Origin of the sequence: Nocardia sp. NPDC005746 (assembly GCF_040630785.1) — a bacterium.
Taxonomy (GTDB): domain Bacteria; phylum Actinomycetota; class Actinomycetes; order Mycobacteriales; family Mycobacteriaceae; genus Nocardia.
Window position 1 is genome coordinate 13,512 of sequence record NZ_JBEXYE010000024.1, and the last position, 18,067, is coordinate 31,578.

Consider the following 18,067-nt stretch of genomic DNA (forward strand, 5'->3'; position numbering starts at 1 on the left):
TCCTTCTCGGTCGGACGTCACAGTTCAGGCGGTGATCCGCAGGGCATCCGGGGAGTCCGGGACGATCACCTCCGGCACCACGACCGCGTCGCGGTGGATGGGTCCGCCGTGGGTACCGAGAGGCACTCCGGTGCCCCCACGGCGGACCGCCACGATCTCGGCGGCGATGGAGACAGCCGTCTCCTCCGGGGTACGCCCGCCGAGATCCAGTCCGATGGGCGACTTCAGCCGCGCCAGTTCGGCATTCGTCATCCCGACCGCACGGAGCCGCTGGAGACGGTCCTCGTGCGTCCGCCGGGATCCCATCGCACCCACGAACGCCACCGGCAGGCGAAGCGCCACCTCCAGCAGCGGCACATCGAATTTGGCGTCGTGGGTGAGTACGCAGACCACGGTCCGGGCGTCCACCCGGGTCCGGGCCAGATATTTGTTCGGCCATTCCACGACCACCTCGTCGGCGTCGGGGAAGCGCGCGGGGGTCGCGAAGACCGCCCGCGCGTCGCACACCGTGACGTGGTAGCCGAGGAACTTGCCGATCCGGGCCACCGCGGCCGCGAAGTCGATCGCCCCGAAGACGATCATCCGCGGCGGCGGCACATGCGATTCCACGAACACGGTGACCTCATCGGACCCGCATCCGATGGTGCGCACAGCGGTCGTGCCCGCGTCGAGCATGGCCTGGGCTTCGGCGATCACGCGATCGTCGAATTCGTGGCCGGAACTCCACCAGGTGCCCAGCGCCATCACGGCGCCGCTGTCGAGGTCGCGGACCATGGCCACGGCCTCCCCCTCAGCTCGCAGGACCTGTTCCACCGCGTCGCGGTTGGCGTCGGTCACCGACTGGACGAACACCTGAATCGTTCCGCCACAGGTCAATCCGACGGCGAAGGCGTCGGTGTCGCTGTAGCCGAAGGTCTCCCGGATGGTGGCGCCGGTGGCCAGCGACTCACGGCACAACTCGTAGACCGCGCCCTCGACGCAGCCGCCGGAAATGCTCCCGACGACGGTGCCGTCGGCGTCCACGGCCAGGGCCGCGCCGATCGGCCGCGGCGCGGAGCCGCCGATCCCGATGATGGAGGCCACGGCGTAGTCCTTGCCCGCCGCGTGCCAGTCCAGTAGTTGTGCCGCGATGTCGCGCATGGCTAGCCTCCCAGGGCCAATTCGATGCCGTTGATACCGAAGTAGGCGACGAAGACGACGCTGACCACGGCCACCAGCCAATGGATTTCGCGGTACTTCCCGCGAGCGAGCTTGATGACGGTGTAGGCGATCAGGCCCGCGCCGACACCGTTGGTGATCGAGTAGGTGAACGGCATGAGCACGATCGTGATGAAGGCCGGCACCGCGACCTCGAGATCGTTCCAGTCGATCTTGCGGGCCTGCGTCATCATGAGCGCGCCGACCAGCACCAGCGCGGGAGCCGCGGCCTGGATCGGCACCACGGCCGCGATCGGCGTGAAGAAGATGGCGGCGCAGAACAATCCGCCGGTGATCACACTGGCCAGACCGGTACGGGCGCCCTCACCGACACCCGTCGCGGACTCGACGTACACGGTGGAACCCGCGCCGCCGGACAGGCCGCCGACGATCTGGGCGACACCGTCGGTGGTCAGGATCTTGCCCATGCCGGGCACCTGACCCTTCTCGTCGGTCAGGCCCGCCTCGTCGCAGACGCCGAAAACGGTTCCCATGGCGTCGAAGAAGCCGGTCAGCACCAGCGTGAACAGCACCACGGTGGCGGTCACGGCGCCCGCGGTGGCGAAGCCGCCGAACAGGTCGATGTGACCGATCAGACCGAAATCGGGAGAGGCGAACAGCGACGTGGGCTTCTCGGGGACGACGGTCCCCCACGCCTTCGGATCGATCTTCGCCATGGCGTTGACCACGATGGCGAGCACCGTGGCGATGGCGATGCTGATCAGGATCGCGCCCGGCACCTTGCGGATGAACAGCGCGAGCATCAGCAGCAGGCCGATCGCGAAGATCACGGTGGGCCAACCGGCCAGATGCCCGTCCACGCCGAGCGTCACCGGCGGACCGCCGGGCGCGCCGTGGCCGACGACCCCGGAGGAGACCAGGCCGATCATGGCGATGAACATGCCGATGCCGACCCCGATGGCGTTCTTCATGGCCAGCGGAATGGCGTTGATGATCATCGTCCGCAGACCGGTCGCGGCCAGGATGACGATGACGATGCCCATCAGCACCACCAGACCCATGGCCTGGGGCCAGGTCATGTGCGGCGCGGCCTGATAGGCGACGACGGGGACCAGCCCGAGTCCGGCGGCCAATGCGAGGGGCACATTGCCCACCAGGCCCATGAGGACGGTGGTCAGACCGGCGGAGAAGGCGGTCGTGGTGGTCAGCTGCGCGATGCTCAGCTTGTCACCGTGCGAGTCGGCGACGCCGCCGAGAATTAGCGGGACCAGCAATATGACATACGCCATAGCGACGAATGTGGTGATGCCGCCACGGATTTCACGGGTTATGGTGGTCTTGCGCTCCGATAGCCTGAAGAACTTTTCGAGCGCGGACCCCCCGGTTTCCGGGGTGGTGATCGGTGATTGAGTCTGGGTCATGGCTGCCCTCCTATGGGCGTAGCCGACCAACGGCCCGGGGGTGCTGGGTAATCCCCGGGCCGCGGATTCGGTGTTGTGGGGTCCCTACCGCGCTCCCTTGTCGCGGGAGGCGCGGTCTGCCCCTGTTAGTCAACTGTTCCGGATGATGTCTTCCGGACGCACGGGCACGCGGTTGATGTTTCCGGTGCCGCCCCGCTTGCGGCAGGCGTCGCGAATCGCTGCGGCGATCGCGGGCGTGGAGGAGAGAGTCGGCGGTTCGCCCGCGCCACGCAAGCCATAGGGGGCGTGCGGGTCCGGGTTCTCCAGAATCTCCAGTTTCTGCGGGGGTGTATCGAGAGTGGTGGGGATCAGATAGTCCGTGAAGGACGGGTTCCGCACCTTGCCGTTGGTGACCTGAATTTCCTCCATAACCGCCAGACCCAGGCCCTGAATGGAGCCGCCGTGGATCTGGCCTTCCAGCGAGAGCCGGTTCATGATCTTGCCGACGTCCTGGACGGCGTCCAGGGCAACGACTTTCACGAGCCCGAGTTCGGTGTCCACATCGACCACTGCCCGGTGCACGCAGACCGCGAGCTGGGTGTGGCTCGAGCCCTGACCGGTGATCTTGTCCATACCGGTGGTGGGCTGGTGGTGGTATTCGCGGGTCAGGTCGATCACGTCGTCGCCGAGGACGTCGGCGATCGACGCGACCACCTCACCGTTGTTCTTGACGACCTTGCCGCCGTCGAGGTGCATGAAGCCGTGGACGTCGAACTTCTTGCGCGCCAGCACGAACAGCTCGTCGGCGACCGCGCGGCAGGCGGTCATCACCGCGCCGCCGGTCATGTACGACTGGCGCGAGGCGGACGAGGAGCCGGAGCTGCCGACATTGTTGTCCGACGGGTGGCTGACCACGCGGTCGATGGTGAGTTCGGTGCGTGCGATCTGCGCCTCGAGGGTGATCAGACCCTGACCGACCTCCGCGCCGGCGGTGTGCACGAGCGCGACCGGCTCGCCGCCGATCACCTCGAGCCGCACGCGGGCGGTCGAATAGTCGTCGAAACCCTCGGAGAAGCAGATGTTCTTGATGCCGACGCCGTAGCCGACGCCGCGGTACACGCCCTCGCCGTGGGTGGTCTGGGACGCGCCGCCGGGCAGGTTCCGAATATCCGACGTATCGACGGACTCCGGCAGTTCCATCTCGCGCAGGCTGTCGAGCATCTCCACCAGCGGAGTTGGCGCGTGCACGATCTGACCGGTGGCCAGCGTGGAACCCTGCGACACCACATTGACCTGACGGACCGTGACCGGATCCATGTCCAGGGCCTCGGCGAGCTTGTCCATCATCGACTCGTGCGCGAAACACGCCTGCACGACACCGAATCCGCGCATCGCGCCGCACACCGGGTTGTTGGTGTACACGCCGTAGGCGTCGATCTCCAGGTGCGGGACCTCGTAGGGGCCCAGCGCCAGGGAGGCGGCGTTACCGATCACATTCTGGGTGGCCGAGGTGTACGCGCCGCCGTCGAGGACGATGAGCACCTTGGCGTAGGTGATCTTTCCGGTCGCGGTCGCGCCGTACTCGTAACGCATGCGCGCCGGATGCCGGTGCACGTGCCCGAAGAACGACTCCTGGCGGTTGTACATCATCTTGACCGGCTTGCCGGTCCGCATGGCCAGCATGCCCGCGTGGATCTGCATGGACAGGTCCTCGCGGCCGCCGAACGCGCCGCCGACACCGGACATGGTCATCCGGATCTGGTCCTCGTTCAACCCCAGGCAGGGGCCGATCTGGGTGAGATCCCAATGCAGCCACTGGGTCGCGACGTAGAAGTCGAGGGTGCCGTCCTCGTTGGGGATGACCATGCCGGACTCCGGGCCCAGGAAGGCCTGGTCCTGCATGCCGACCTCGAACTCCTCACTCACCACGACGGTGGCCAGGGCCTTGCCGATCTCGATGTCGCCGGCGCGCACCGGCTGGTAGCGGGCGATGCCGCCGCGCTCCTGCACGGCCAGCCCGACCGGGTCCTCGATCACGGCCATCGGGTCGGTGATCGGTTCCAGCACTTCGTATTCCACCTCGATGGCGGCCACGGCGCGGCGCGCGATCTCGGGGTGGTCGGCGGCGACCAGGGCGATGGCCTCACCGTGGTGGCGCACCTCGCCGAAGGCCAGCACGGGCTGGTCCCAGGTGTGGTCGAGGCCGTAGACCTTGCGGCCGGGCACGTCCTCGTGGGTGAGCACGGCGTGGACGCCGGGCATGGCCAGGGCCTTGCTGGTGTCGATGCCGATCAGCCGGGCGCGGGCGTGCGGGCTGCGCAGGGTCGCGCCCCACAGCATGCCGTCGATCCACAGGTCCGAGGAGTAGGCGAACTCGCCCTTCACCTTGAGGGTGCCGTCGGGACGCAGCGGGCTCTCACCGATGCCGCCGGCGCCCGGGATCGCGACGTCCTCGGGGAACCGAGTGGTGCGTGCGATGGTCATCGGTTCTCCTGCTTCATGATTCGCTGACGCGCCGCCACGCCGTTCTGACCGACCTGATCGTGCGGCATGGTCTTGAGCTCGTCGTTCTCCACGACGGTGTGGCCGCCCACCAGCAGGCGCGCCAGCGGCGGCTGCGGGCCGAACACCAGCGCGCACACCGGGTCCTCGATGGCGGCGCGGAAGCCGTCCACCTTCCAGACCGCGATATCGGCGAGCTTGCCGACCTCGAGGGAGCCGATCTCGTTCTGGCGGCCCAGGTTCCGCGCACCGCCGAGGGTGCCGACCTCGAGGGCCTGGCGGGCGGTCATCGCGCGGGGGCCGTGCACGGCGCGCTGGAACAGCATGGCCTGCCGCATCTCCCCCGCCATCGAGGTGAGCTCGGAGGAGGCCGCGCCGTCCACGCCGAGGCCCACGGGCGCACCGGCGGCGAGCAGGTCCATCACTCGCGCGATGCCCGCTCCGAGCCGCGCGTTGGAGGTCGGGCAGTGCGCCGAACCGGTGCCGGTCTTGGCGAAGGCCGCGATGTCCTTGTCGTGCAGGTGCACCGCGTGCGCGAACCACACGTCGTCACCGAGCCAGCCCAGCTTCTCCATGTATTCGACGGGCGTGCAACCCATCTGCTCGATGCAGTGCTCCTCCTCGTCGAGGGTCTCGGCGAGGTGGGTGTGCAGACGGACGCCGTGCTGACGGGCCAGGGCGGCGGATTCCACCATCAGGCCCTCCGACACCGAGAACGGCGAGCAGGGGGCGACGGCCACGCGCAGCATCGAGTCGAACGACGCGTCGTGGTACTTGTTGATGATCTCCTCGGTGTTGAGGAGGATCTCCTCGCGGTTCTCGACCACCTCGTCCGGCGGCAGACCGCCGTGCGACTGCCCGCGGTCCATGGAACCGCGGCAAGGGTGGAACCGGATGCCGAGCTCGCGGGCGGCGCGCACCTCGGCGTCGAACAGATCGCCACGGCCCTTGGGGAACACGTAGTGGTGATCGGTGGAGGTGGTGGTGCCGGTCAGCGCGAGCCAGCCCAGGCCGGCCGAGGCCGCGCCGTAGACGATCTCGGCGTCCATGGTGGCCCACAGGCGGTACAGCCCGGTCAGCCACTCGAACAGGGTGGCGTCCTGGAACAGGCCCTGGGTGGCCCACTGGTAGAGGTGGTGGTGGGTATTCACCAGGCCCGGGGTCACCAGGCAGCCGGTGCCGGAGAGGCGTTCAGCACCCACCACCATCGGCGCAGGTCCTGCGCCGAGAGCTTCGATCCGGCCGTCGTCGCCGACGATCAGATAGCCGTTGGGGATTTCGGCACCGACGACCGGTGCGATATAGGCGTTCTCGATGACGAGCTTGGTCATTTCGCCGCCGCCTTCCGCTCGGCCGCCATGCGCACGGCATCCAGAATCTTCTCGTAACCCGTACAGCGGCACAGGTTTCCGGCGAGAGCCTCACGGATCTCGACATCGGAGGGGTTGGGGACGCGCTCGATCAGGTCGTGCGCCTGCACGATCAGGCCGGGCGTGCAGAAGCCGCACTGCACCGCGCCCGCCTCGACGAACGCCTGCTGCATCGGGTCGAGCTTGTCGCCCTCGGCCAAACCTTCGACGGTGCGGACCGAACGGCCCTGCACCTGACCGGCGGCCACCAGGCACGAGCACACCGGGGTGCCGTCCAGATAGACGGTGCAGGAACCACATTCGCCCTGCTCGCAGGCGTTCTTCGCGCCGGGCAGGCCGACCCGCTCGCGCAGCAGGTACAGCAGGCTCTCGCCTTCCCAGACGTCGTCGGCGGTTTCCTGGGATCCGTTGACGGTGAAGTCGATACGCATCAGGCCGCCCTCCTCTCCGCGGTGTAGTCGTTCCACGCCCAGCCGAGGGTCCGGCGGGCCATCACCGACAGCGCGTGCCGGCGGTAGTCGGCGGTGCCGCGCACATCGTCGATGGGCTTGGCCGCGGCGCCGACCAGACGGCCGAACTCGTGGGCCAGCTCCTCGTTCAGCGCGCCGCCGTTGTCCCAGTCCAGGTTGGCGGCCAGGAAGTCCTGGGCCTCGACCGGACGGATCGGGGTCGGACCGGCCGAGCCGATGCCCGCACCCGCCGTGCGCGAATCCGCGTGCAGGGCAACCGAGAACGAGCACACCGCGATCACCATCGCGTTGCGGGTGCCGACCTTCGAGAAGTACTGCGGGCCCGAGGCGGGGCGCAGCCACACCGCGCGGATCAGCTCGTCCGGCTCCAGGGAGTTCTTCTTGACCCACACGTAGAAGTCGTCGATGTCGATCATGCGGGTACCGCGGGCGGCGGACTCGACCTCGACCACGGCGTTCGCGGCCAGCAGCGCCGGGTGGGCGTCACCGGCGGGCGACGCACCGCCCAGGTTGCCGCCCACGGTGCCGCGGTTGCGGATCTGCGGGGAACCCACGGTGCGCGAGGCCTGCGCCAGACCGGGCAGGCGATCCTGGTACCGGTTGATGATCTTCACGAACGGGACACCGGAGCCGAGGCGGATGCGGCCGTCGGCCTGTTCGTCCACCCCGAACAGCTCCCGGCACGGGTTCAGGTCCAGCAGGGCGTCCGGGCGGTGCACGTCGAAGTTCATCTCGACCATCACATCGGTGCCACCCTGGATCGGAACCGCGTCGGGGCGTTCCGCTTTCAGCTGGAGCGCCTCGGCCCAGCTGCCCGGTTGTAGGAAATCCATTGCGTTCCTCTAGATATCGGTTCTGCGCAGGTACGACAGCCTCGGCTGCCCCGGTACGTAGAGAAGGAGTAGGGACTCAGTTACGGGGGTCGTTCATCGCTCCTCCAGGAGCTTGCGCACCCGGCGGCCGGTGATGTCGGCCAGTTCCCGGCGCACCACGCGGTGTTCCTCGGCCACCGGGTTGCCCAGACGGTGCCGCAGCTCCGCCAGCATCTCCGCGGCGCTGCGGCCGGCGGCCCGGATCAGGAAGACATGGCCGAAGTGTTCCTCGTAGGCGAGGTTCCCGGCGGCCAGTTCGGCCAGCACCCGGGCGTCGGCCTCGGACGCTCCGGACTGCTCGTCGGCCGACCACCGCGCCTCACGCTCGGACTGGTGCCGGGCCGCCTCGCGCTCACCGATGCGGGGGTGCGCGTCGAGCGCTTCCTCGACATCGGCCCAACTCAGTTCGGCAACCCCGGCCACGGCCGCGGCGATCAGACTCGACTCGTCCGCGTACGGCCGGTTCGCCACCATCTTGCGAGCCCAGGTCCGCGACGCGTTGCAGGTCAGCAGGTGCGTCTCGGCTTCTTCCAGGGGCAGCGACCCGAGCCATTCCAGGCGACTCGACATCCGACCTCCATCCGTGTTCAGCGTGTGTCAATCACTAAACCCGGGGGGTGGTCATGCCCGATAGGACGAGACCTCCGAACCTGTGGTCTGCTTCACAGGGGCGCGTTCGTAGTTACATCCAAGTTCGGTAACCGTCGCGTCACTCACTGTTAGCCTCGAGAATCATGCGGTTACGTTCCCTGCTGACCATGCACGATCTGGGCCTGCGGCTCGTCTCCGGAGAGGACGAGCTGGACCGCTTCGTACGCTGGGTCGTAACCACCGACATGCTCGATCCGGGCCGGTATCTGTCCGGCGGGGAATTCGTGCTCACCGGGCTGCAATGGCGGCACGGCCCCGAGGACAGCGACACCTTCGTCGGGGCCCTCGCCCGCGCCCGGGTCGCCGCGCTCGCCGCGGGCGACGCCCTCTACGGGGAAGCGCCCGAGGATCTGGTCGCGGCGTGTAAGAAACACCGAATCCCGCTGTTCCGGGTCGAGGAGCAGATCGCGTTCGCGACCGTCACCGAGACCATCAACCGGAAGCTGTCCTCGGGACGGGCCGCGGACCTGAGCGCCATCCTCGACCGGCATCGGCAGCTGGTCTCCGGCGGCGGGCTGGATTCGGTCCTCGACCTGGTCCACCGCACACTCGGCACCCGCTGCTGGGTGGTGTCGTCCATCGGGCGGGTGGTCGCCGGACCCACGCGCGACCTGCCCGCGCAGGTTCGATCGGCCTTCCTGACCGCGCGGCGGCTGCCACATGTGCTGTCCTACAACGAGATCCGGTACACACTGTTCGCCGTCGACGCCGACGCGACCTCGCGGATCGCGGACTGGTTCCTGGTCTTCGAGAGCGACTTCAAGGACTGGCCCGAGGAACGCCGCGCACTCATCGGCGAGCTCGCGGCGGTGGTGTCGCTCGAACGCGCCCGCCACGACGACCGGCACAGCGCCGAGGGCCGCCTCGCGCAGGAACTGATCGAACTGATCATGTCCGAGGCCAAGTCCGCCGACATCATCTCGCGGCTGGAACTGACCGGGCTGGGCCTGTCCGACCGCTACCTGGCGGTCGCCGCGACCGCCGACTCGGGGGCGGTGCGGCCCGGTGAACTGCGCGCGGTGCTGCGCGAAATCCTGTACGGCAGAAGCCCTGCCATCGGCGTCGTGGACGGCGAGGTCATCCTGCTGGTCGCGCTCGGCGACGAACAGGCCCTCGACGACCACATCCACCGCGCCATCGAGGCCCTCGAACCCGGGCTGCAACTGAGCCGCCTGTCCGTCGGCATCAGCGGCGCGGTCGACGGTGAGGGGCTGCGCGGCGCGGTCGAGGAGGCCCGCTACGCCCGCCGCATGGCCGCCGAACGACAGCAACCCACCAGCGTCGTCCGCCACGACGAACTCGCCACCCACATGCTGCTGCTGGCCAGCGTCCCCGACGAGGTCCGCCGCATGTTCCGGGTGCGCCTCCTCGACCCCCTGCGCGTCTACGACCAGGACAACCGCGCCGACCTGGTCCACACCCTCGAGACCTTCCTCGAAGTCTCCGGTTCCTGGACCAAGTGCGCGGATCTACTGCACGTCCACGTGAACACACTGCGCTACCGCGTCCAGCGCATCGAGGAACTCACCAACCGTGATCTGTCCCGCCTCGAAGACCGCGTCGACTTCTTCCTGGCTCTGGCCCTGCGCTGAACCCGTGCCGGCCGCACCGGGCGCCTGCGAGGGCGGGCGGCCCGGCATTGGAGGCAGTCACAGCGACGCGGATGTGGCTGCACCGAAAACTCAGGGCACTACGCGAGGGTGGCCGGCGCGGTGTCCTGGCGCCGCCGCCGGATAATCGGCATTCCGGCGATGGCCTCGACGGGCGCGTGTATCTGGTTGCGCCAGTGCTGATCTCGGCTACAGCACCCTGTCCGCTGCCGGGTTCGAGCTGCCGAGGGCGGCGAGGACGTTCGGCATCGGCGACGTCTCGGTCATGTGGACGATCGTCCGGGCTCGATCAGCCGGGGCGGCAGTGCGCCGTGCGGCAGAGCCGGGCCGACCGCGACGAGACTGCCCGGGGCGCGGCCCTTTCCCCAGCCGAGCTGCTCGCGGTAGCGGCCGATGTGGGATTCGGGGATCGCGTCGCGGTCCGCGAGCGGGGCGGCGTCGGGCGAGACGTAGAGGGCGTCGGCCGGGCAGTACGCCTCGCACATGAAGCAGGTCTGGCAGTCGGATTGCCTTGCGATGAGCGGGATTCCGCTCTCGGTGCGGTCGAAGACGTCGGTCGGGCAGACGTCGACGCACTTGTCGCAGGCGATGCAGTCCTCGGCGCGCACCAACTCGATCATGACGCCACCGCCGCCGATACGGGTGCGGTCGCCGACGTCGCGGTCCACACCTCGCCGAGACCGCCGGACAGGATGTGGTGGTGCTGGCCCGGATCCAGCTCCGGATGGTCCGCGCGTTTGCTCATACCGCGAGTCTCCGTGCGCGCCAAGGTGGATCGGTACATCAGGCGACCGACCGCGGTGATGGCGGCGGCCTGCCGGGCGCGGACCCGGTCCACGCCGGACCCGCCGCCGAGGCCACGCGCGGCCCGCTCCCAGAGGGCGTCGAGTTCGGCCAGTGCGGGCCTGATGCGGTCACCGTGGCGCAGATAGTTCTTCTCGAACGGGATCAGTTCGTGCTGCGCGTCCGTCACGACCTCGTCCGCGGACACCGATTCGGTTGTCTCGGGCCGCAGTCCGACCCGTCCGATGCCCTGGACTGCGGCAGAATCGACCCGACCGGAGCGGAGCGCGAACCGCGCCGCGCCCGCGCCCGCCCAGCTCCCCGACGACATGGCCCACGCCGAATTGTGGCTGCCGCCGCCGGTGAATCCGCCGCAGATCCGCTCCCGGGTCGCCGCGTCGCCCGCCGCGTACAGGCCGGGAACCGTTGTCGCGCAGTCGTCGTCGACGACATCGATCCCGCCGGTGCCGCGCACCGTGCCCTCGGCGAGCAGGTCCACTTCGAACCGCTCGGTGAACGGGTCGATCCCCCGGCGGTCGAACTGGAGGAAGAAGTTGGGCTGCCCCAGTCGCATCCTGGCCCGCACGTCGGCGTCGGCCCGGTCCAGCTGCGCGAAGACGGGCTCCGACAACAGGGTCCGGGCGATCACCGACCGCCCCTGCGCCGACCCCGCGCCCTCGAGCACCCGGCCGTCGGCGTGGAAGAAGGTCGCGTAGCCGTAATAGGCGGTCTTGGTGATGGTCGAGCCCTTGGGCACGATGCCGTAGGCGTTGGAGAACTCCATGCCCGAGAACCGCGCCCCGGCCTCGGCCGCCATGAGCGCGCCGTCACCGGTGTCGACATTGGTGCCCAGCGCCCGGGACAGGAAGGCACAGCCACCGGTGGCCAGCACGACCGCGCCCGCCACCACGCGATAATCCCGCTCGGCATGCCGCTGATATCCGGCGGCCCCGCGCACCACGCCGTCGGCATCGACCAGCAGTTCCAGTGCCGGGGCGTGGTCCAGGATCCGCACGCCGAGCCGTTTCACCCAGGCGCGCATGCGCCGCATGTACTCCGGGCCCTGCACGCCGGTGAGCAAGGGTTCGCCGGTCTCGGGATCGGCCGGGAACGGATAGCGGCCCTCGACGGCGAGCCGGTTCATGTTCACGTAGGTCTGATCGAGGACCCGGTCCATCCAATAGTGGTCGGCCAGATGCCCGCCCAGCGCCTCGCGACTGGCCTTCGCCTTGGCGCGGGCGGTGGTCTCGGGGGCGACGTACCAGACGCCGGTACCCGAAGGCGCTGTGGCGCCACTGGTTCCGCAGTAGCCCTTGTCGACCAGCACCACCTCCGCCCCCGCTTCCCGGGCGTGCACCGCCGCCCAGCACGCGGCGGGTCCGCCGCCGATCACCAGCACGTCGGTCCTGGTCTGCCATGGTTCGCTCATCGGCACAGTCCTCCCGGGAGAGTTGGTGCCGGAACGGTAAGACGGCCGATCACCCTCGCCGAAGGGTTGCGATCAGGCCGATCCTTTGGCGGCCGAATTTCCCACATCGTGGCAAACCGCTTGCGCTCGGCGCGGCTGCCCGACCAGCACACGATCGACCGCCACGCGGACACGCATACATTCAGGGTTGTATGTAACCGTGGTTAGCACTTACCGTTGAGTGTGTCGCGCCGCACAGGAACGGCCCCCGCCCGACGCCCGGGCGGCGCGGTACACAGACGAGGAGGCAATGATGGCTCTGACGACGAGGTCGGGCACCGGAACCGAGGCACGTGAATACGCGGACGTGCTGCACACCCTGTCGGAGGGATCGGTGTACCGCCGGTTCGATCCGTATCTCGACATCCCCTGGGACTCCCCCGAATTCGCGATCGACCCGCACGATCCGCGCTGGGTGCTGCAACCCGATATCGACCCGCTCGGCGCGACCCGGTGGTATCGGGACCAGCCGATCGAACGGCAGATCGAGATCGGCAAGTGGCGGATCGCCAATGCCATCAAGGTCGGCGCGGCCTTCGAGAGCATCCTGATCCGCGGAATGATGCAGTACATCATGAAGCTGCCCAACGGGTCGCCGGAGTTTCGCTACTGCCTCCACGAGATGACCGAGGAGTGCAACCACATCCAGATGTTCCAGGAGCTGGTGAACCGGATCGGCGTCGATGTTCCGGGAATGCGGCCCTTCTTCCGGAAACTCTCACCGCTCATCGGAGTTGCCGGCGGATATGCCTGGCCGATTCTGTTCATCGGCATTCTCGGCGGCGAGGAACCGATCGACCACTATCAGAAGGCCGTCATCCGCAACGGCGCGAATCTGCCGCCCGCGGTGGTGCGCTGCATGGAGATCCATATCGCCGAGGAAGCCCGGCACATCTCCTTCGCCAACGAGTTCCTGAAACGGCACATCCCGCGACGCAGCCCGATGTACCAGAATCTCTGCGGCATCGCCTTCCCGCTCGCCATGCGCTGGCTCGCCGGGGAGATCATGGCCCCGCCGCCGGAATTCGCGCGCACCTTCGACATTCCGCGCGAGGTCATCAAGGAAGCGTTCTGGCAGTCCCCGACCGCGTCGAAGATCCTGACCGGCTACTTCGGCGACATGCGTTCCCTCGCGGACGAACTGGGCCTGATGAACCCGGTCACCAAGCGGCTGTGGAAGACCCTCGGCATCGACGGCGACCACTCGCGCTACCGCAGCGAACCCGACCGCCGGGTCGCCTGACCCCGACGGGTTCCGGTCACTCGTTGGCCTCCAGGCACAGCACCGGGACCCGCTGGACCGGATTCACGACGAATCCGCCGTGATTCCAGGGCGGCTCCAGCGGCTGGGTGTTGCCATCGGCATCGGTCGCCCGGGCGCTGAGGACATAGTCGCCCGGGGCCGCTATCCAGTCGAAATGCCAGCGCCGCCAAGCCCATCGGCGGCCCTGGTCCGGATCCAGCCGCGCCTCCCGCCAACTCTGCCCGCCATCGGTACTCACCTCGACGAGGGTGACCGGCGCCCGGCCCGACCAGGCGCGCCCTTCGAGCGGCACCGGGCCCGGTCGCACCACCCGCGATCGCGACATGTAATCCGGGAAGCCGGGCGGAACCAGCAGCGCGCGCGGCACGATCCGGGTCACCGGCTCGCCCGCCTCACCGGCCTCCTGCCGTATCCGATACGCCACCGCCTGCTGGTACCCGGTGAACGGAGTGTCGGTCACCGTGATCTCCCGCAGCCACTTCACGTGCGCCATGCCATACCAGCCGGGCACGATCAGCCGGACCGGATAGCCGTGCTGCGGCGGCAGCGGCGCCCCGTTCATCTCATAGGCGACGAGCACCTCCGGCTCGGCACCCAGGGCCACCTCGACCGGCAGCGCCCGCTGATAGTCCTGTTCGACCCCGTACTCCACCCCGTGATCCGCGCCGGTGAAGACCACCTCGACCGCGTCCGCCTCCACACCGGCCTCCGTCAGCAACAGCCGCAACGGCACACCTGTCCACTCGGCGGTGCCGACCGCCCCGAGCAGCCAGGGCGTACTCACCGGACGCGGTGTCAGCAAGGCCCGGCCATTGCCCGCGCATTCGAGCGTCACCCGCGTGGTGACCTGCGGGAGCGCCTTCAGGGCGGCCACATCCAGCCGCAACCGACGCCGCACCCGGCCCGCGATCTTCAGCTGCCAGGGCTCGTTCGGCGGGACGAAGGGGATGTCGAAGTGCGTCAGCACGTAATGCAGGCCCTGCGGGGTGACGTCGTACCGCAGCGCCTCGAGCGGCAGCCCGTGATTGCGGCCCGCGAGCGCGAGCTCATCCAGGCCGATGCCCTCGTCGGGGGCGGCCAGCCGAGCGCGGGTGCTCGAATCAGCGAGTCGACGACCCATCGGCTCATTATCGCGCCCGCACGCCTCGATCGTGGCGGGAGTCAATGGCATTCCCGGTCTGAAACCGCTGCCCAAGTTACGATCGGACTATGCGGTCCATTTGGAAGGGCTCCATCGCGTTCGGATTGGTCAATGTCCCCGTGAAGGTGTACACCGCCACGGAGGACCACGACATCAAGTTCCACCAGGTGCACGCCGCGGACGGCGGGCGGATTCGATACGAGCGGCTGTGCACCGTCGACGGGCAGCCGGTGCAGTATTCCGATATCGATCGGGCCTATGAATCGCCCGACGGTGATCGGGTGATTCTCACCGATGAGGACTTCGCGAAACTGCCGGCCGCGGAGAAGCACGAAATTCCAGTGTTGCAATTCGTGCCCTCGGAACAGATCGATCCGATTCTCTTCGACAAGAGCTACTATCTGGAACCCGATTCCACCACGCCCAAAGCGTATGTGCTGCTGGCCAAGACCCTCGAACGAGTGGACCGGGTGGCGCTGGTGCATTTCACCCTGCGGCAGAAGACGCGGCTGGCCGCGCTGCGCGTCCGTGACGGGGTGATGGTGTTGCAGACCCTGCTGTGGCCCGACGAGGTGCGGTCGGTGGCCTTCGACAAGCTCGAGGGCGTCGCCGAACCCAAGTCGCAGGAACTGAAGATGGCCGAGACCCTCGTCGACACGCTGTCCGACGACTTCGATCCCGGCCTCTACGTGGACGAATACCAGATCGAGCTGAAGAAGCTGCTCGACGAGGCCATCGCCAGCGGCTCCAGCAAGGTCACCCGGGCGCCGGAAGCGGCCGCCCCGGAGATGGACGCCGAGGTCGTCGACCTGGTCGCGGCCCTGCAGCGCAGCCTCGAGGCGTCCGGGCGCAAGACCGGATCGGCCCCGGCCGCGAAGGCCGCCCCCGCCAAGAAGGCCGCCGAGAAGAAGCCGGCCAAGAAAGCCGCGAAGAAGGCTCCGGCCAAGCAGGCCCGCAAGGGTGCCTGACCCTCCAGCACCCACCTGGCAAACTAGCGGCATGGATCCCGACATATCCATCCACCCGGACATCGCCATCGTGCCCATGGGGCTCGGACATCTGCGGCAGGTCATCGACCTCGGCTACCAGGTGTTCGACACCCAGGCCAAGCCCTACACGTCGTGGTCGCTGACCTCGGTCGCCGAACACCTCGACAGCGCGGGCAAATCCTGCTGGGTGGCGGTGGATTCGGATCAGGTGGTCGGATTCGTGCTGGCCTCCATGGAATTCGAGCTCCGCGAGGACTGGGCGTACCTCGAGTGGATCGCCGTCTCCCCCGAGGTGCAGGGGCGCGGTGTCGCCAGCAAGCTCATGACCGCCTGCTGCGACCTGCTGTTCCGGCACGGTGCGGCCCGCATCGTCACCGACGTCGAGATCCACAACACCGCCTCCGCGGCCATGATGCGCCGCAACGGATTCTCCGAAGGCACCACCGTCACACTGTTCGTGTGCCCCAACCCCGACGACCGCGTGGCCGGCGAGGACGAACAGATCACCCTCGGCCCCGGCACCAAACGCGACCTCATCCGGCGCGGCCGCATCACCGGCGACGGACGCCACGGGCGGCCCGCCCGCTAGTTGTCGGTCCCTCCCGCTACGGTCGCCGTCATGACCGCCCCCGATCCGACCATGACCGCCATCAACGACGCCGTAACCCTTGGACGCCAAGGTGATCCAGCGACGGCTCGCGAACAGCTGACCTCGTTGTGGGACGAGATCGGGGCGGGCGGCGACCCCCTGCACCGAGTGTCGCTGGCGCACTTCCTGGCCGACCTGCAGGACCACGCGGCCGACGCCCTCACCTGGGACATCCGCGCCCTCGACGCCGCCGACTCGCTCACCGACGAACGCGCTCAGGCCCATCACGCGGGCCTGAGCGTGCGTGGCTTCTACCCCTCGCTCCACCTCAATCTGGCCGACAACTACCGCCGGCTCGGCGCTTTCGACACCGCTCGGCGGCATCTGACCGCCGCCCACGCCCGCCTGGACGCGCTCGACGAGGACGGCTACGGCCTCGGCGTGCGCGCCGGACTCGCCAATGTCGAAGCCGCGCTGGCCGATCAGTCCACCGAACCGCTGCCCACGCACCCATCCGCGTAGCGGCACATACGTCAACTGCGAGCTGGTCGACGACGGCACCACCAAGGAGCCGCCCGGCCACCCGTGGGGTCACCAACCCGCTCGAGCACTCGCACGGCGGAAACCACGGCGGGTAGCCGCGACCACCCCACGGTCGCGACAACCGGCCGGGCCCCACCGCTCGACAATTCAGGTCGCTGGGCCGGTTCGACTCGCTGGGCCCCGACCTGCATTGCTGGACCGGAATGGCCGATATACGCTGGCCGCGATCATCGCCCGACGAAGGGAAGTGCTTCGATGCCCGATCGGCTACCGAAAGCGGTTGCACCGCAGTCGGACTCTCGGGGACGCCGCCTCGTCGCGGGTGCCGCCACCCTGCTGGCCATGACGGCCGTGGCGAGTGGGCCGGTCGGAACGGGCACCCGGGCCGCCGCCGACGCGCCACCACCCATCGCGGGATCGGTTTCCTGCGCGCCCACCGAGGCGCGGGTGGCGCTGCCCACCCGCGCTCCGCTGCTCGACTGGTCGGAGAACCTGACGTTCGACGAGGCGACCGAGAGCTTCTGGGTCTCGCGCGCGCAGCGCGATGTGGTGGAGAAGTACGACGGGGACGCCCATTTGGTCGCCAGTGTGCCGGTCCGGGGTCCCGGCGCGGTCCGGCGCGGGCCGGACGGGCTGATGTACGTGACCTTCGGCAATTCGCCGCTCTCCGGTCTCTCGGGAGGCAGCGGGGTGGTGCGGTTCGATCCGGCCGCCACCGACCCGACGCCCGAGGTGTTCGCGTCCGGGCTCGGTCAGGCCAATGGCGCGGCCTTCGACCCCGATGGCGCCCTGTACGTGGCCGACACCTCCGCGAACTCCGTGGTGCGGATCCGGCCGGACGGCAGCGTCGACGCCGACTGGACCGCCCGCAGCCACACGGCGCTGGCGGCCCTCGGCCTCGGAGCCGACGGTATCGTCGCCGCGAACGGCATCCTCTACGTGACGCTGCTGGAGAGCCCGACCGCGCGGATCGTCGCCCTGCCGATCGACGATCCCACGCGGGCGACGGTGGCCGTGGATCTGGCCCCCGCTCCCCTGTCCGGCCCACTGCTCCCCGACGACCTCGCGATCGTCGACGGGCTGCTCTACATCGCCACCGGCAGCGGGCAATTGGTGCTCGCGGATCCGGTCGCGCACACCAGTTGCACCCTGCTGTCGGGCCAGCCGCTCACCTCCGTGGCCGTCGCCCCGGCCCCGGCACGCACGCTCGTGCTCGGCACCGAGGGCGGGGACGTCCTGAAAGTCCACTACCGCTGA

At 68.9% G+C, this 18,067-nt stretch carries 16 protein-coding genes; 6 read left to right on the forward strand and 10 right to left on the reverse strand.

Going from position 1 to position 18,067, the window contains the following annotated elements; all coding sequences use genetic code 11:
• Positions 1-24: 24 nt before the first annotated feature.
• The 7 genes from ABZ412_RS31480 to uraD all read right to left on the reverse strand — a co-directional run bounded on the left by ABZ412_RS31480 (position 25) and on the right by uraD (position 8,342).
• A complete protein-coding gene (locus ABZ412_RS31480; RefSeq protein WP_357287508.1) occupies positions 25-1,140 on the reverse strand; it encodes an XdhC/CoxI family protein in 1,116 nt (371 codons plus the stop codon).
• 2 nt (positions 1,141-1,142) lie between these two features.
• Positions 1,143-2,579, reverse strand: a complete 1,437-nt coding sequence (locus tag ABZ412_RS31485) for an NCS2 family permease (protein ID WP_357287511.1) — start codon at positions 2,577-2,579, stop codon at positions 1,143-1,145.
• 129 nt (positions 2,580-2,708) lie between these two features.
• The gene (locus ABZ412_RS31490) at positions 2,709-5,042 is read right to left on the reverse strand and encodes a molybdopterin cofactor-binding domain-containing protein (RefSeq protein WP_357287513.1); all 2,334 of its coding nucleotides are present in this window, start codon (positions 5,040-5,042) and stop codon (positions 2,709-2,711) included.
• Complete coding sequence (locus ABZ412_RS31495; protein ID WP_357287516.1) at positions 5,039-6,391, reverse strand: 8-oxoguanine deaminase; 1,353 nt, start codon at positions 6,389-6,391, stop codon at positions 5,039-5,041. The genes ABZ412_RS31490 and ABZ412_RS31495 overlap by 4 nt, the downstream gene beginning before the upstream one ends.
• The gene (locus ABZ412_RS31500; protein WP_357287519.1) at positions 6,388-6,861 is read right to left on the reverse strand and encodes a (2Fe-2S)-binding protein; all 474 of its coding nucleotides are present in this window, start codon (positions 6,859-6,861) and stop codon (positions 6,388-6,390) included. Before ABZ412_RS31500 ends, ABZ412_RS31495 begins: the two co-directional genes overlap by 4 nt.
• Positions 6,861-7,733, reverse strand: a complete 873-nt coding sequence (locus ABZ412_RS31505) for an FAD binding domain-containing protein (protein ID WP_357287521.1) — start codon at positions 7,731-7,733, stop codon at positions 6,861-6,863. The genes ABZ412_RS31500 and ABZ412_RS31505 overlap by 1 nt, the downstream gene beginning before the upstream one ends.
• A gap of 93 nt (positions 7,734-7,826) precedes the next feature.
• Positions 7,827-8,342, reverse strand: coding sequence for a 2-oxo-4-hydroxy-4-carboxy-5-ureidoimidazoline decarboxylase (gene uraD, locus ABZ412_RS31510; RefSeq protein ID WP_357287524.1), 516 nt, complete (start codon positions 8,340-8,342; stop codon positions 7,827-7,829).
• A gap of 164 nt (positions 8,343-8,506) precedes the next feature.
• Between uraD and ABZ412_RS31515 the strand changes: the two genes are divergently transcribed.
• Positions 8,507-10,015, forward strand: coding sequence for a PucR family transcriptional regulator ligand-binding domain-containing protein (locus ABZ412_RS31515; RefSeq protein WP_357287526.1), 1,509 nt, complete (start codon positions 8,507-8,509; stop codon positions 10,013-10,015).
• A 281-nt stretch (positions 10,016-10,296) separates the two neighbouring features.
• Here the strand turns inward: ABZ412_RS31515 and ABZ412_RS31520 are convergent, their stop codons facing one another.
• Complete coding sequence (locus ABZ412_RS31520; RefSeq protein WP_357287529.1) at positions 10,297-10,653, reverse strand: ferredoxin family protein; 357 nt, start codon at positions 10,651-10,653, stop codon at positions 10,297-10,299.
• On the reverse strand, positions 10,650-12,245 hold the full coding sequence (locus ABZ412_RS31525) for an FAD-binding protein (RefSeq protein ID WP_357287532.1): 1,596 nt from the start codon (positions 12,243-12,245) through the stop codon (positions 10,650-10,652). Before ABZ412_RS31525 ends, ABZ412_RS31520 begins: the two co-directional genes overlap by 4 nt.
• A 292-nt stretch (positions 12,246-12,537) precedes the next feature.
• Here ABZ412_RS31525 and ABZ412_RS31530 point away from each other — a divergent pair, with 292 nt between their 5' ends.
• Positions 12,538-13,527 carry a diiron oxygenase gene (locus tag ABZ412_RS31530; protein WP_357287535.1) on the forward strand — a complete coding sequence of 330 codons (990 nt, stop codon included), beginning with the start codon at positions 12,538-12,540 and terminating at the stop codon, positions 13,525-13,527.
• 16 nt (positions 13,528-13,543) lie between these two features.
• Here the strand turns inward: ABZ412_RS31530 and ABZ412_RS31535 are convergent, their stop codons facing one another.
• On the reverse strand, positions 13,544-14,668 hold the full coding sequence (locus ABZ412_RS31535) for a sulfite oxidase (protein WP_357287538.1): 1,125 nt from the start codon (positions 14,666-14,668) through the stop codon (positions 13,544-13,546).
• 89 nt (positions 14,669-14,757) lie between these two features.
• On the opposite strand from ABZ412_RS31535, the gene ABZ412_RS31540 reads away from it, so the two are divergent.
• From ABZ412_RS31540 to ABZ412_RS31555, 4 genes are all read left to right on the forward strand, one after another.
• A complete protein-coding gene (locus ABZ412_RS31540; RefSeq protein WP_357287541.1) occupies positions 14,758-15,657 on the forward strand; it encodes a Ku protein in 900 nt (299 codons plus the stop codon).
• Between the two features lie 31 nt (positions 15,658-15,688).
• A complete protein-coding gene (locus ABZ412_RS31545; RefSeq protein WP_357287544.1) occupies positions 15,689-16,267 on the forward strand; it encodes a GNAT family N-acetyltransferase in 579 nt (192 codons plus the stop codon).
• 30 nt (positions 16,268-16,297) lie between these two features.
• Complete coding sequence (locus ABZ412_RS31550) at positions 16,298-16,789, forward strand: hypothetical protein (RefSeq protein WP_357287547.1); 492 nt, start codon at positions 16,298-16,300, stop codon at positions 16,787-16,789.
• A gap of 276 nt (positions 16,790-17,065) precedes the next feature.
• Positions 17,066-18,067 carry a hypothetical protein gene (locus tag ABZ412_RS31555; RefSeq protein ID WP_357287549.1) on the forward strand — a complete coding sequence of 334 codons (1,002 nt, stop codon included), beginning with the start codon at positions 17,066-17,068 and terminating at the stop codon, positions 18,065-18,067.

Excerpts from the sequence above, each read along its gene's own strand:
- ABZ412_RS31480 (WP_357287508.1), bottom strand. The coding sequence starts at position 1,140 with ATGCGCGACATCGCGGCACAACTACTGGACTGGCACGCGGCGGGCAAG.
- ABZ412_RS31485 (WP_357287511.1), bottom strand. The coding sequence starts at position 2,579 with ATGACCCAGACTCAATCACCGATCACCACCCCGGAAACCGGGGGGTCC.
- ABZ412_RS31490 (WP_357287513.1), bottom strand. The coding sequence starts at position 5,042 with ATGACCATCGCACGCACCACTCGGTTCCCCGAGGACGTCGCGATCCCG.
- ABZ412_RS31495 (WP_357287516.1), bottom strand. The coding sequence starts at position 6,391 with ATGACCAAGCTCGTCATCGAGAACGCCTATATCGCACCGGTCGTCGGT.
- ABZ412_RS31500 (WP_357287519.1), bottom strand. The coding sequence starts at position 6,861 with ATGCGTATCGACTTCACCGTCAACGGATCCCAGGAAACCGCCGACGAC.
- ABZ412_RS31505 (WP_357287521.1), bottom strand. The coding sequence starts at position 7,733 with ATGGATTTCCTACAACCGGGCAGCTGGGCCGAGGCGCTCCAGCTGAAA.
- uraD (WP_357287524.1), bottom strand. The coding sequence starts at position 8,342 with ATGTCGAGTCGCCTGGAATGGCTCGGGTCGCTGCCCCTGGAAGAAGCC.
- ABZ412_RS31515 (WP_357287526.1), top strand. The coding sequence starts at position 8,507 with ATGCGGTTACGTTCCCTGCTGACCATGCACGATCTGGGCCTGCGGCTC.
- ABZ412_RS31520 (WP_357287529.1), bottom strand. The coding sequence starts at position 10,653 with ATGATCGAGTTGGTGCGCGCCGAGGACTGCATCGCCTGCGACAAGTGC.
- ABZ412_RS31525 (WP_357287532.1), bottom strand. The coding sequence starts at position 12,245 with ATGAGCGAACCATGGCAGACCAGGACCGACGTGCTGGTGATCGGCGGC.
- ABZ412_RS31530 (WP_357287535.1), top strand. The coding sequence starts at position 12,538 with ATGGCTCTGACGACGAGGTCGGGCACCGGAACCGAGGCACGTGAATAC.
- ABZ412_RS31535 (WP_357287538.1), bottom strand. The coding sequence starts at position 14,668 with ATGGGTCGTCGACTCGCTGATTCGAGCACCCGCGCTCGGCTGGCCGCC.
- ABZ412_RS31540 (WP_357287541.1), top strand. The coding sequence starts at position 14,758 with ATGCGGTCCATTTGGAAGGGCTCCATCGCGTTCGGATTGGTCAATGTC.
- ABZ412_RS31545 (WP_357287544.1), top strand. The coding sequence starts at position 15,689 with ATGGATCCCGACATATCCATCCACCCGGACATCGCCATCGTGCCCATG.
- ABZ412_RS31550 (WP_357287547.1), top strand. The coding sequence starts at position 16,298 with ATGACCGCCCCCGATCCGACCATGACCGCCATCAACGACGCCGTAACC.
- ABZ412_RS31555 (WP_357287549.1), top strand. The coding sequence starts at position 17,066 with ATGCCCGATCGGCTACCGAAAGCGGTTGCACCGCAGTCGGACTCTCGG.